At 70.5% G+C, this 13,705-nt stretch carries 9 protein-coding genes; 5 read left to right on the top strand and 4 right to left on the bottom strand.

Features of this window, described 5'->3' with window-relative positions; all coding sequences use genetic code 11:
* Positions 1 to 13: 13 nt before the first annotated feature.
* Complete coding sequence (locus tag H293_RS0128750) at positions 14 to 2,272, top strand: bifunctional glycosyltransferase/CDP-glycerol:glycerophosphate glycerophosphotransferase (RefSeq protein WP_020121281.1); 2,259 nt, start codon at positions 14 to 16, stop codon at positions 2,270 to 2,272.
* A 92-nt stretch (positions 2,273 to 2,364) separates the two neighbouring features.
* On the opposite strand, the gene galE is transcribed toward H293_RS0128750, so the two are convergent.
* Positions 2,365 to 3,345, bottom strand: coding sequence for a UDP-glucose 4-epimerase GalE (galE, locus tag H293_RS0128755; protein ID WP_020121282.1), 981 nt, complete (start codon positions 3,343 to 3,345; stop codon positions 2,365 to 2,367).
* 116 nt (positions 3,346 to 3,461) lie between these two features.
* On the bottom strand, positions 3,462 to 3,938 hold the full coding sequence (locus H293_RS0128760) for a MarR family winged helix-turn-helix transcriptional regulator (RefSeq protein ID WP_020121283.1): 477 nt from the start codon (positions 3,936 to 3,938) through the stop codon (positions 3,462 to 3,464).
* 117 nt (positions 3,939 to 4,055) lie between these two features.
* On the opposite strand from H293_RS0128760, the gene H293_RS0128765 reads away from it, so the two are divergent.
* Both H293_RS0128765 and H293_RS0128770 read left to right on the top strand, forming a co-directional pair.
* A complete protein-coding gene (locus tag H293_RS0128765; protein WP_020121284.1) occupies positions 4,056 to 4,469 on the top strand; it encodes an organic hydroperoxide resistance protein in 414 nt (137 codons plus the stop codon).
* Positions 4,470 to 4,668: 199 nt separating this feature from the next.
* On the top strand, positions 4,669 to 5,601 hold the full coding sequence (locus tag H293_RS0128770) for an ADP-ribosylglycohydrolase family protein (RefSeq protein WP_020121285.1): 933 nt from the start codon (positions 4,669 to 4,671) through the stop codon (positions 5,599 to 5,601).
* A gap of 130 nt (positions 5,602 to 5,731) precedes the next feature.
* Here H293_RS0128770 and H293_RS0128775 read toward each other — a convergent pair whose 3' ends face one another.
* The gene (locus H293_RS0128775) at positions 5,732 to 6,370 is read right to left on the bottom strand and encodes a TetR/AcrR family transcriptional regulator (RefSeq protein WP_020121286.1); all 639 of its coding nucleotides are present in this window, start codon (positions 6,368 to 6,370) and stop codon (positions 5,732 to 5,734) included.
* 325 nt (positions 6,371 to 6,695) lie between these two features.
* On the opposite strand from H293_RS0128775, the gene H293_RS0128780 reads away from it, so the two are divergent.
* Positions 6,696 to 7,613 (top strand): ABC transporter permease, encoded by a 918-nt coding sequence (locus H293_RS0128780; RefSeq protein WP_020121287.1) that lies wholly within the window; start codon positions 6,696 to 6,698, stop codon positions 7,611 to 7,613.
* Positions 7,606 to 8,427, top strand: a complete 822-nt coding sequence (locus tag H293_RS0128785) for an ABC transporter ATP-binding protein (RefSeq protein WP_020121288.1) — start codon at positions 7,606 to 7,608, stop codon at positions 8,425 to 8,427. The genes H293_RS0128780 and H293_RS0128785 overlap by 8 nt, the downstream gene beginning before the upstream one ends.
* Before the next feature lie 94 nt (positions 8,428 to 8,521).
* Here H293_RS0128785 and H293_RS0128790 read toward each other — a convergent pair whose 3' ends face one another.
* Positions 8,522 to 13,474: an NAD-glutamate dehydrogenase gene (locus H293_RS0128790; RefSeq protein WP_020121289.1), complete on the bottom strand. Its 4,953-nt coding sequence runs from the start codon at positions 13,472 to 13,474 to the stop codon at positions 8,522 to 8,524.
* Positions 13,475 to 13,705: the final 231 nt, after the last annotated feature.

A 13,705-nucleotide genomic window follows, 5' to 3' on the forward strand; every position in this document is an offset into this window, starting at 1 on the left:
CCTTGGATGTGCCGTGCCCAGGTTCAGTGTCATCGTCCCCGCGTACAAGGTTCAGGCGCACCTGCCGGCTTGCCTGGAATCGGTGCTGTCACAGTCGTACGAGGATCTGGAGCTGATCGCGGTCGACGACCGCTCACCGGACGCGTGCGGCGAGCTGATCGACGAGTTCGCGGCCCGTGATCCCCGGGTCCGGGCGGTCCACCTGGCGCAGAACGCGGGACTCGGTCCCGCCCGCAACGCCGGGACGGCCGAGGCGAGCGGCGACTACCTGCTGTTCCTCGACGGCGACGACACCCTCGCCCCGCACGCGCTGCGGGCGATCGCCGACCGGCTGAAGGAGACCGGCGAGCCGGACGTCCTGGTCCACGACCACGTGCTCGTCCACTGGTCGGGCGAGCGGGTCCGCGACGCCTTCCCGGGCCGGCTCGCCGAGCAGGGCCCGGCGCCGTTCCGCCTGGAGGACCGCCCGGGGCTGCTGCGGGTGCCGCCGGTGGCCTGGAACAAGACGTACCGCAGGGAGTTCGTCGAACGTGCGGGCCTCGCCTTCCCGGCCGGTCACCACACGGACCTGCCCTGGACCTACCCGGCCCTGACGGCCGCCGAGTCGATCGCCACCCTGGACCGCGTCTGCGTCCACCACCGGCGGCACCGCGGGGGCGAACCTCTCGACGCGGCCGGCCACTTCGACCTCTTCGACCAGTACGACAGGATCTTCGCGTACCTCGCCGCGCGCCCCGAACTCGCCCGGTGGCGGCCGGTGTTGTTCCGCCGCATGGTGGACCACCTCTCGGCGGTGTTCACCGACCGGGACCGCCTCCCGCGCGGCGCCCGCGCCGAGTTCCTGCGGCGGGCCCGCGACCACTACCGCGCCCACCGCGTCCCGGGCCACCCGGTCCCGGCGCGCTCCCGGCTGCGCCACACCGTGATCCGACTCGGCCTCTACCGCACCCAACGGCTCGCGGAACTGGCCCGGAGCCTCGGCCACCGGACCGCCCGCCCGGTCGTACGCCTCGCCAAGTCCCTCCACGAGGCGGCCCTCCGTCTCCACTACCGCGTTCAGCTCCGCCTCCCGCTGCGCGAGGACCGTGCCGTCTTCGCCGCATACGGGGGCCGCGGCCACGGCTGCAACCCGGGCGCGCTGGAGGAGGCGTTCCGCACCTTCGCCCCGCACATCCGCACCGCGTGGATCGCCCGTCCGGAGCACCACCACACCATCCCGACGGCCGCCCTCAGGCTGCGTCCGGGCACGGCCGCCCACTGGACGGCGCTGGCCCGCTCCAAGTACCTCGTCGACAACACCGACTTCGACCGCCGCCTGGTCAAGCGCCCCGGACAGGTCCTCGTCCAGACCCAACACGGCACGCCCCTCAAGCACATGGGCCTGGACCTCCAGGAACGCCCGGCGGCGGCCGGCGACTTGGACTTCGAGGCGATGCTGAGCGGTGTCGACCAGTGGGACTACCTCCTGTCCCCCAACCGCCACACCACCCTGACCTGGGAGCGGGTCTACCCCGGCCGCTACACCACGCTCCCCTACGGCTATCCCCGCAACGACGTGTTCCAGCGGGCGACTTCGGAGGACGTACGGCGGCTGCGCGAGTCCCTGGGCATCCCCGAGGGCTCGGTGGCGATCCTGTACGCACCCACCCACCGCGACTACCGCCGCACCCAGCACGCCACCCTCGACCTGGACCGCGTCCTGCGCCGCCTTGGCCCCCGCTTCGTCGTGCTGGCCCGCGCCCACCACCGCCACGGCGGCCCGCTCGTCTCCCCCGCGACCGGCCGGGTCGTCGACGTCACCGACCACCCGAGCGTCGAGTGCCTGTGCCTCGCCTCGGACGCCCTGGTCACCGACTACTCGTCCCTGATGTTCGACTACGCCAACCTGGACCGCCCGATCGTGATCCACGCCGACGACCGGGAGGCGTACGAGGCGGCCCGCGGCACCTACTTCGACCTGCGGTCCTTCGCGCCGGGCGCGGTCGCGCGCAGCGAGGACGAACTGATCGACATCTTCGCCACCGGCCACTGGCGCGGCTCCCGCTCCACCCAGCTGCGCTCGGCGTTCCGCGAACGCTTCTGCCCGTACGACGACGGCCGCGCCGCCGAACGGGTCGTACGCCATGTCGTCCTGGGCGAGACCGGGTCGCCGGCGGTGGTGCCGCTCGCGGAGCGCCACCCGGTGCCGTCTGCGGCGGCGGCGCTCGACCGCTCCCCGCTGGCCACCGTGCCCCGCCCCGCGACGCACTCGCCCGTCACCGAGACCCGTTAGGAGGGGCCCGTGCCGTCCAGCCCGTCCCATCCCACACCGACCCGTCCGTCCACCTGGCGTCCGGTGGGACGGCCGGGGCGCCGGCGCCGCCGCTAGCCCCGAGCCGCCTCCGGATGCAGCCGCACCCATCCCTCCCAGGCCGAGGTGATCATGTCCTGGACGTCGTGCTTGGCCTTCCAGCCGAGTTCCGTGGCCGCGAGGTCGGCGGAGGCGACGACCCGGGCCGGGTCGCCGGGCCGGCGGGGAGTGACGGTCGGGGGGCGGTCGTAGCCGGTGACGGCGTTGATGCGGTCGATCATCTCGCGGACGGAGACGCCCTCGCCGCGGCCGATGTTGACGGTGAGGTCGCGTCCCGGGGAGGACTGCAGGGCGCGGGCGGCGGCCACATGGGCCTCGGCCAGGTCGGCGACGTGGATGTAGTCGCGGACGCAGGTGCCGTCGGGGGTGTCGTAGTCGTCGCCGAAGATACGCGGGGCCGCGTCCTCGGTGAGCTTCTCGAAGACCATCGGGACGATGTTGAAGACGCCCGTGTCGGCCAGCTCGGGGCTCGCCGCGCCCGCCACGTTGAAGTAGCGGAGGCACGCGGTGGACAGGCCGGCCGCCCGGCCCGTGGCGCGGACCAGCCATTCCCCCGCCAGCTTGGTCTCGCCGTACGGGGAGATCGGCGCGCACGGGGTCCGCTCCGTCACCAGCGGGACGTCCGGCATGCCGTACACCGCCGCGGAGGACGAGAAGACGAAGGAGGGGACCCCGGCGGTCGTCACCGCCTCCAGGAGGACGCGCAGGCCCTCGACGTTCTCCCGGTAGTAGTGCAGCGGCTGGTCCACCGACTCTCCGACCTGCTTCTTCGCCGCGAGGTGGACCACACCGGTGACCTCGTGGTCCGCCAGGGTGTGCGCGACCCGCTCGGCGTCCAGCGTGGAACCCGTCACCAGCGGCACGTCGGCCGGCACGCGCGCGGCGATGCCGGTGGACAGGTCGTCGTACACGACCGCCTGCTCGCCCGCCCCGGTCATCGCCCTCACGACATGCGCCCCGATGTAGCCGGCGCCGCCGGTGATCAGCCAGGTCATGTACGGCCGTCCCCTCTTCGGTTGACCCGTGTGCGCGTATCAGTGAACCAGGCGGTCGGGCCGGGCGGGCGCCCCAGCCGTCGGGGCTCTCAGCCCATTCAGCCCTCTCAGCCCTCTCAGCCCTCGTCGGGCAGTTCGGCGTGCACCGCCGCGTCCAGAGCCGAGGTGAGCTGGTCGAGGCGGGCCCGCAGGGCGCTGATCTCGTCCACGTCGAAGTTGGTCGCCGCGGCGATCCGGCGGGGCACCCGCTCCGCGCGCTCGCGCAGGGCGACGCCCTGCTCGGTGAGCCGCACCTCCACCGAGCGCTCGTCGCGGGCGCTGCGCTCACGCCGGACGAGACCGGCCGCCTCCAGTCGCTTGAGGAGTGGGGAGAGGGTGCCCGAGTCGAGCCGCAGGTGCTCGCCGAGCTTCTTGACCGGCAGGTCTCCGTGCTCCCACAGCACCAGCATCACCAGGTACTGCGGGTAGGTGATCCCCAGATCCTTGAGGATCACGCGGTAGACGCTGCCGAAGGCGCGGGAGGCCGCGTTCAGGGAGAAGCAGATCTGCTGGTCGAGGCGGAGCCAGTCGGTGGTGGTCGGGGGCGTGTCCATGCGTCCAGGATAGCCCGTGCGAGCCATTTGGTTGCGTACAATTGAATTGCGTGCTCTACTTATGGCCGTGAGGCGGCGGAAGAGCCGCCGGAACGAACTTCGAGAGGGACAATCTTCATGGACGCGCTCTACACCGCCACCGCCACTGCCACCCACGGCCGCGACGGCCGCGCCTACACGAACGACGGCAAGATCGACGTCGCTCTGGCCCCGCCGGTGGAGCTGGGCGGCAACGGACAGGGCACCAACCCGGAGCAGCTGTTCGCCGCCGGCTACGCCGCCTGTTTCGGCGGCGCCCTCGGTCTCGTCGGCCGCCAGGCCAAGGTGGACGTCAGCGACGCCGCCGTCACCGCCGAGGTCGGCATAGGCAAGCAGGGCGAGGGCTTCGGCCTCAAGGTCGCCCTCCGCGTCGAGCTGCCCGACTCCGTCGACGCCGAGACCGGCCGCAAGCTCGTCGAGCAGGCCCACCAGGTCTGCCCCTACTCCAACGCCACCCGCGGCAACATCGAGGTCGAGCTCGTCATCGAGTAGGGCTTGAGGATCTGACCGTCCGGAGCCGGAGCGGACGGCGGGTCGCAGCGGCTGTTACGGCCTCCCGCACGGGCACAGCGGTTTGACACAAGCCCGCGCGGGAGGCCGTAACAGCTCAGGGCTTGCCCGCGCGGACGCCCTGACAGCACGGAACAAGCTCGCGCGGGACGCCAAAACCGCTCACGGCTAGCCTGCTCGGATGGTCGTTCGCGCAGAACGCGCCCTGGGCGCCGTCGTCGGTTCCGCTGTGGGGGACGCCTTGGGTGCCCCCTTCGAGTTCGGACCGGAGGGTGCCTTCTCGGACCGCTTTCCGGAGCCGGGGCACGGCGGCGAGATGTGCGGGGGCGGCGGCTGGGATCCGGGTGAGGCAACCGACGACACGCAGATGGCGGTCCTGGTCGCCGAGTCCCTGGTGGAGTGCGGCGGACTCGAACTCGCGGACGTCTTCCGGCGGTTCCAGCAGTGGGCGGCGGCGGAGCCGAAGGACATCGGCCTCCAGACCGAGGCCGTGCTGAGCAGCGGCGACCCCTGGGACAGCGCTGCCGCCCTCCACTTCCAGGTGAACCAACGGGCGGCGGGAAACGGCGCGTTGATGCGCGCGGCCCCCTCCGCCGTCTACTTCGCTGCCCACGGCCGCGAGGCCACCATGACGGCCGGCCGCCGCCTGGCCGCCCTCACCCACGGCGACCGGGCCGCCTGGGAGGGCACGGCCGTCTTCCACGAACTGGTACGGGTGGCCCTGACCGGCGACAACCCGCTGGACGCCGTGGAAGCCACCCTTGACGCGGTCCACCGAGACCACCGCGGGCGCTACGCCACCGTCCTGGCCCCCGACTGGCACCCGGACCAGGCCACGGAGTTCAACGGTGCCGTATGGCCCTGCCTGGGCTCCGCCGTCTGGGCGCTGCGTACGACGACCTCGTACGAGACAGCCCTACGCGCCGCGATCGACCTGGGCGGCGACACGGACACGGTGGCCGCGGTGACGGGCGGTCTGGCCGGAGCGGTGTACGGCGTCACGGCCGTCCCGGAGCGCTGGACGACACCCCTGCACGTGCCCCTGCCGGGCTTCGCCGACCGGGTGCTGAGGACGGCCGACTTGGTGGCCCTCACCCGTCTCCTCACCGGCTGACGGCAGCGCCCGGAAGGGGCGCGGGCCTTTGCCGACATGCGGCTCCCCTCGCGGGCGAGGCCAGCCGCCCCCGCCTGGCCGCAGGCAGCCCTCAGGCAGCCCGGCCGCCGAGGGTCCCGGCCGCTGAGGCTCAGAGCGCCTTCAGTGCCTCCGTCGTCGCCCTGGCCAGCGCCGCGAGATACCCCTTCGGCAGCTTGGGGCTGCGGATCACGACCGAGCGCCAGTACAGGGGGCCGGAGATCAGATCGAGCGCCAGTTCGTCGTTGAAGCCGGTACGGAGCTCCCCGCGCCGCTCCGCCGCCGCGATGATCTTGCTGGCGACACCCTCCTGGCCCTTCTGCAACGCGTTCTGCAGGGCCTCGGCGATCTCGGGGTTACGGGCCGCCTCGGCCTGGAGGTCCGGGATGATCTGCGAGGCCACCGGGTGCCGCAGCGCCCGGGACGTCACCTCGTACAGCATCCGCAGGTCGTCCTCCAGCGAGCCCGTCTCCGGCACCGGCAGACCCATCACCGCGATCTCCGACACCACGTCGAGGACCAGGTGCAGCTTGGAACGCCAACGGCGGTAGACCGCGGTCTTGCCGACACCCGCGCGGCGCGCGATGCCCTCGATCGACATCCGCGCGTACCCGGACGCCGCGAGCTCCTCGAATACGGCCGCCCGAATGGCTTCCGTCACATCCTCGCGGAGGACGGCGGCTCCTGCCGGGGCACGGCGGCGCGTACGGGTCTGCGGCGCGTCGGCGTTGGTCGTCATGCGGACCAGCATAGGGCGTAGCGACGAAACGGTCCCGTTCCGACGCGGGTAGTCGGAACGGACGGTCGGGACGAAACAGTGTCGACGCGACGGTGCACGCCACGACGATACGGTTACGTTCCAACGTGACGGGTGACGACGAAACGGTTACGTTCCAACGTCGTTCGTCACGACGAAACGGTTGCGTTCCGACGCTCACTCGTCCTACTCTCACGTTGCGACGATACGGTCCCGTCCCGACGTAAGAGAACGTAAAGAGTCACGTAAGGAAACGCCGGACGACGGGCGCGCCAACCGCACGCGCACCACCCCCACCCCCCGAGCGAAAGCAGCGGATGTGAGCCAGGTCCTCGACACACCGCCCCCGACAGCGCCCCCGGCCGACGACGACCTCTCGGCCCTGGCCGCCCGGCACGGCCTCACGGTCAGCGGCGCCCGCCCCTCCCTGCCCGACTACGTCCGTCAGCTGTGGGCACGGCGCCACTTCATCACCGCGTTCTCGACCGCCAAGCTCACCGCGCAGTACAGCCAGGCGAAGCTGGGTCAGGTCTGGCAGGTGATGACCCCGTTGCTGAACGCGGCGGTCTACTACTTCATCTTCGGCGTGCTGCTGGGCACGAAGAGGAATGTGCCGGACTACGTCCCGTTCCTGGTCACGGGCGTGTTCATCTGGACGTTCACACAGAGCTCGATCATGGCGGGCACCCGCGCGATCTCCGGCAACCTGGGCCTCGTGCGCGCCCTGCACTTCCCGCGGGCCGCGCTGCCGATCTCGTTCGCCCTCCAGCAGCTCCAGCAGCTGCTGTTCTCGATGGCCGCCCTGGTCGTCATCCTGCTCTGCTTCGGTGTCCCGATCGCCGCGTCCTGGCTGCTGGCGGTCCCGGCACTGGTACTGCAGTCGGTCTTCAACGCGGGCGTCTCCATGATCATGGCGCGGATGGGCGCCAAGACGCCGGACATCGCGCAGCTGATGCCGTTCGTCCTGCGCACCTGGATGTACGTCTCCGGCGTGATGTGGAGCATCGACAAGCTGGCCAAGGGCCACCACGACTGGCCGTCCTGGGTGGTGCCCGTCCTCCAGGCCAACCCGGCCGCCATCTACATCGACCTGATGCGCTACTCCCTGATCGACAGCTTCCACGGCAGTCAGCTGCCGCACCACGTGTGGGCGATCGCGGTGGGCTGGGCGCTGGTCGCCGGCATCGGCGGCTTCATCTACTTCTGGAAGGCTGAGGAGACGTACGGCCGTGGCTGACATCGAGAACGACCAGATCCCCACCGTCGTCGTCGACGGCGTCGACATCGTCTACCGCGTCAACGGCACCGGCGCCGGCAAGGGCTCCGCCACCGCCGCCCTCAACCGCATGCTGCGCCGAGGGCAGGTCGAGAAGGCGGCGGGCGTACGCAAGGTGCACGCCGTCAAGAACGTGTCGTTCGTCGCCTACAAGGGCGAGGCGATCGGCCTCATCGGCACCAACGGCTCCGGCAAGTCGACCCTGCTCAAGGCGGTCGCCGGGCTGCTCCCGGTGGAGAACGGCCGGATCTACACCGACGGCCAGCCCTCCCTCCTCGGCGTCAACGCGGCCCTGATGAACGACCTCACCGGCGAGCGCAACGTCCACCTCGGCGGCCTCGCCATGGGCATGTCCCGCGAGCAGGTCAGGGACCGCTACCAGGAGATCGTCGACTTCTCCGGCATCAACGAGAAGGGTGACTTCATCACCCTCCCGATGCGCACCTACTCCTCCGGCATGGCGGCCCGCCTGCGCTTCTCCATCGCCGCCGCCAAGGACCACGACGTCCTCCTCATCGACGAGGCCCTCGCCACCGGCGACCGCTCCTTCCAGAAGCGCTCCGAGCAGCGCATCCGCGAACTCCGCAAGCACGCGGGCACGGTGTTCCTGGTGAGCCACAGCAACAAGTCGATCCGCGACACCTGCGACCGGGTGCTGTGGCTGGAGCGCGGCGAACTGCGCATGGACGGCCCCACCGACGAGGTCCTGGCGGCCTATGAGGACTTCACGGGCGGCCCGGACAAGGCCAAGCCGCAGCCGAAGGTCGCCGCCTGAGAATCCGTACGGGACGGACGACCGGATGAGTGAGGGCGCCCCGGGCCACATGGTCCGGGGCGCCCTCGTCGTCGTATCGCTGTCGTCGTATCGCCTACGAGTGCTGCCGCAGCAGCGTCCTCATCGTGCGCATCGCCACCGACAGGTTGGCCAGGTCGAAGGCGTCCGAGCTCTGGATCTCCTCCAGGGTGGTGCGCGCCCGGCCGAGGATCGGGGCGTTCTTCTCCTCCCAGGCCTTGAAGCGCTGCTCGGGAGTGGACGTGCCGTTGCCCACCGCCAGTACGTCGGCCGTCAGCGCCGAGTGGGCCGCGTACAGGTCCTCACGGATGGAGGCACGGGCCATGGACTGCCAGCGGTCGGCACGGGGCAACTCGATGATGCGGTCCATGAGCTGGGTGATGTGGAGACGGTCGGCGAGGTCGTAGTACACCTCGGCGACGTCCATCGGGTCGCGGCCCATGCGGTCGGCCACCGAGACGATGTCCAGCGTCGGGAAGGCCGAGGAGAACCCGGCCACGCGCGTGGCGAGTTCGTCGGGGACTCCGGCGCCGCTCAGCTCGTCGTAGATCTTCTGGTACCACTCCAGGTCCGCGCCCCGCAGCAACTTGGGCAGCTGGGACCACACCTGTTCGACGCGGTCGCCGAAGAACTCGACGGTCTCGGCGAGCTGGAGCGGCTGCGGCCGGTTGTTGAGCAGCCAGCGCGTGCCACGCTCGACGAGCCGGCGCGAGTGCAGGCGGATCCGGGTCAGTACGGCGGCCTCGACCTTGTTGTCGAGCGCCTCGACCCCGTCCCACACCACGCTGGAGCGGAAGATCGCGCGGGCCACGGTCTGCGCCCGGACGATCTCCTCCAGCGACGCGCCGGTCTCCTCGCGCAGGCGGTGCAGATAGGTCGTACCGCCCGTGTTGACCGTGTCGTTGACCAGGACGGTCGTGGTGATCTCGCGGTGCAGCGGGTGGTTGTCGATGTGCTCCGGGAACTGCTCCCGCAGGGCCTTCGGGAAGTACGTGTGCAGCAGACCGTGCAGATACGGGTCGTCCGGGAGCGAGGTGTGCAGCAGCTCCTCGGCGACCGTGATCTTCGTGTACGCCAGCAGGACGGCCGTCTCCGGGCTGGTCAGACCCTGCGCGGCACCGAGGCGTTCGCGGATCTGGCGGTCGGTGGGCAGGAACTCCAGGGCCCGGTCGAGGTGGCCCTCGCGCACCAGGTGGCGCATGAAGCGCTGCTGGGCGTGGAGCATGTCCTTGGACTGGGCGAGCGCGTTGGCGATGGCGGTGTTCTGCGCGTAGTTGTTGCGCAGGACCAGGCGGCCGACCTCGTCGGTCATCTCGGCGAGCAGTTTGTTGCGCTGCTTGACCGTCATGTCGCCCTCGGTGACCAGGCCGTTGAGCAGGATCTTGATGTTCACCTCGTGGTCGGAGGTGTCCACGCCCGCGCTGTTGTCGATGGCATCGGTGTTGATCTTGCCGCCGTGCAGCGCGAACTCGATCCGGCCGAGCTGGGTCAGGCCCAGGTTGCCGCCCTCGCCGACGACCCGCACGCGCAGGTCGGCGCCGTCGACGCGGATCGGGTCGTTGGCCTTGTCGCCGACGTCCGCGTGGGTCTCCGTGGACGCCTTCACGTAGGTGCCGATGCCGCCGTTCCACAGCAGGTCCACCGGCGCCTTGAGGATGGCCTTCATCAGATCGGCCGGGGTCATCTTGGTGACCTTGTCCTCGATGCCGAGGGCCTCGCGGACGTGGGCGTTGACCGGGATGGACTTGGCGGTACGGGGGAAGACGCCGCCGCCCGTGGAGATCAGCTCGGTGTTGTAGTCGGCCCAGCTGGAGCGCGGGAGGTCGAAGATGCGGCGGCGCTCGGCGTAGGAGGTGGCCGCGTCGGGCTTCGGGTCGATGAAGATGTGCCGGTGATCGAAGGCGGCGACCAGGCGGATGTGCTCGGAGAGCAGCATGCCGTTGCCGAACACGTCACCGGACATGTCGCCGATGCCGACGACGGTGAAGTCCTCGGACTGGGTGTCGAGGTCCAGTTCGCGGAAGTGCCGCTTGACGGACTCCCAGGCGCCGCGGGCGGTGATGCCCATGCCCTTGTGGTCGTAGCCGGCCGAGCCGCCGGAGGCGAAGGCGTCGCCGAGCCAGAAGTTGTACGACTCCGCGACCCCGTTGGCGATGTCGGAGAAGGTCGCGGTGCCCTTGTCGGCGGCGACGACGAGGTAGGTGTCGTCCTCGTCGTGCCGTACGACGTCGGCGGGCGGGACGACTTCACCGGCGACCATGTTGTCGGTGATGTCGAGCAGGGCCGAGATGAACATCTTGTAGCTGGCGATGCCCTCGGCCAGCCACGCGTCCCGGTCGACGGACGGGTCGGGCAGCTGCTTGGCGACGAAGCCGCCCTTGGCGCCGACCGGCACGATGACGGTGTTCTTCACCATCTGCGCCTTGACCAGGCCGAGGATCTCGGTGCGGAAGTCCTCACGCCGGTCGGACCAGCGCAGCCCGCCGCGCGCGACCTTGCCGAAGCGCAGGTGCACGCCCTCGACGCGCGGCGAGTAGACCCAGATCTCGAACGCCGGGCGCGGGGCCGGCAGATCGGGGATGGCCTGCGGGTCGAACTTCATGGAGACGTAGTCGTGCGGCTTGCCGCCCGCGGCCTCCTGGAAGAAGTTGGTGCGCAGGGTCGCCTTGATGACGGTCAGGAACGAGCGCAGGATCCGGTCCTCGTCCAGCGAGGCCACCTGGTCGAGCGCCGCGTCGAGCTCCTCCAGGAGGGCGTCCACGAGTTCGTGGCCTGCGCGCTGGCGGTCCGGCGACATCCGCGCCTCGAACAGCGAGACGAGCAGCCGGGTCGTGTGGACGTTGTGGCGGAGGGTGTCCTCCATGTAGTCCTGGCTGAACGTCGAGCCCGCCTGGCGCAGGTACTTGGCGTACGCCCGCAGGACCATCGCCTGGCGCCAGCCCAGACCGGCGCTCAGCACCAGGGCGTTGAAGCCGTCGTTCTCCGCCTTGCCGGTCCAGGTGGCGGCGAAGGCCTCCTGGAAACGCTCGCGGCCGTCTTCACCCAGGTAGTCACCGCCGCCGTTCTGCGACTTGGGCATGCGCAGACCGAAGTCGTAGATCCAGGCGATGCTGCGGTCCGAGCAGCGCAGTTCGTAGGGCCGCTCGTCCGTCACCTCGACGCCGAGCCGGCTGAGGACCGGCAGCACGGCGGACAGGGAGATGGCGTCGCCCTTGCGGTAGATCTTGAAACGGCGCTCCTCGGGGGCGGCGCCCACCGGCTCGTACAGGCTGAGCGCGAAGTCGTTCTCCTCGCCGAGCCGCTCCAGGTGGACGAGGTCGGCGACCGCGGAGCGCGGGGAGTGGTCGGCCTTGTAGCCCTCGGGGAACGCGTTGCCGTAGCGGCGGGTCAGTTCGGCGGCGCGCTCCTCGCCGAGCTCGGCGTTGAGCGCCTCGGCGAAGCCGTCGGCCCAGGAGCGGGCGGCCTCGACCAGGCGGGCCTCGATGCGCTCCTTGTCGCTGTCGCTGAGCTGCGGCAGCTCGGTACCCGGCGGGACGCGGACCACGAAGTGCAGCCGGGACAGGATCGACTCGGTGTTCCAGGCGGTGAAGTCGACGCTGATGCCGCCGAGTTCCTCCTTGAGGATGTCGATGATCCTCAGGCGGACGCCGGTGGTGTAGCGGTCGCGGGGCAGGTAGACGAGGGCCGAGTAGTAGCGGCCGTACTCGTCCTGGCGCAGGTAGAGCCGCAGCCGCCGCCGCTCCTGGAGGTACAGGACGGAGGTGGCGATGGACTCCAGCTCGTCGGCCGGGGTCTGGAAGAGCTCGTCGCGCGGGTAGGTCTCCAGGATCTGGAGCAGGTCGCGGCCGTCGTGGCTGTTGGGCGAGAAACCGGCCCTTTCGAGCACCTCGTCCACCTTGCGCCGAATGACCGGAACCCGGCGCACCGACTCGGTGTAGGCGGCGGAGGAGAACAACCCGAGGAAACGTCGCTCGCCGATGACATTGCCGTCGGCGTCGAACTTCTTGACCCCGATGTAGTCGAGGTACGACGGCCGGTGCACCGTTGCCCGGCTGTTCGCCTTGGTCAGAACCAGCAGGTTGTGCTCACGTGCCTTCGCGCGGGCGTCGGCGGGCAGCCGCTCGAAGGACGGGCTGACCGGGTGGCCCTCCTCGCCGGCGTGGTGCGGGTCGGAGCGCAGGATGCCGAGGCCGGTGCCGGGCACGGCCGCGAGGGAGTCGTCCGGCCTGAGCTGGTACTCCCGGTAGCCGAGGAAGGTGAAGTGGTCGGCGGCCAGCCAGCGCAGCAGCTCGCGGGCCTCCTCGATCTCCATGTCACGCAGCTCGGGGGCGACGGGCTCGGCGGGCAGTTCGTCGGCCATCCGCAGGGCCGCGTCCCGCATCTTCTCCCAGTCCTCGACGGCCTCCCGGACGTCGGACAGGACACGCAGCAGGTCGGCGTTGATCTGCTTCAGGTCACCGCGGTCGGTCTCGCGGTCGATCTCCACGTGGATCCAGGACTCGGTGTGCGCGTCGTGCGGGAGGTCACCGGCGGAGGGCGGGGCGGTGAGGACCTCGATCAGCTTGCCGGTGACATCGCGGCGGACGACGACCTGGGGGTGGATGACGACATGGATGCCGCGCCCCTGCCGGGTCAGCTCATTGGTGACGGAGTCGACGAGGAAGGGCATGTCGTCGGTGACGACCTCGACGACCGAGTGGGTGCAGGTCCAGCCGTTCTCCTCCACCGTGGGCGTGTGCACGCGCACGTTGGCCGTGCCCTGCGGGCGCGTCTCGCCCAGCCGGAAGTGGGAGAGAGCGGCTCCGTAGATGTCGACCGGGTCGCGGTCGGCGAGGTCTTCCGGTGCCGTGTGCAGGTAGTAGCGCTGGAGGAACGCGAGCACGGTCTCACTGTCCGGGGTGTCCGGGGTACGGGAGGTCTCGTCGTCCGTCGTCCCAGTCGGTAGGTGCCCCCCGACCGGGCTGTTCTCAGCTACCCGGGCAGCCCTCTCGAGCAGCTCGGCCTTGGCTTCGTCCAGCTTGGTCTGCATTGTCCTCTGGCTCCTGTCGCGCGCCGTTGCGTGACGTAGAAGGAAGTACGGTCTCTTCCCCTGCGGCTCGACGCCACGGCCCGGGGTCTCCGGTCTGCTCCGACGCTATGCCGCAAGGTGAGATGAGCGGGGGGATATCAGCCATTCTCGACACGCTCGCCAGGTGTGACGCTGCTCTCTGCCGCGCCGGTGACGAGGGCGTATTCGGCGTCATGAGGGCCCTTACGGCCC

The sequence above is a fragment of the Streptomyces canus 299MFChir4.1 genome, assembly GCF_000383615.1.
In the GTDB taxonomy this organism is placed as follows: Bacteria; Actinomycetota; Actinomycetes; order Streptomycetales; family Streptomycetaceae; genus Streptomyces; species Streptomyces canus_C.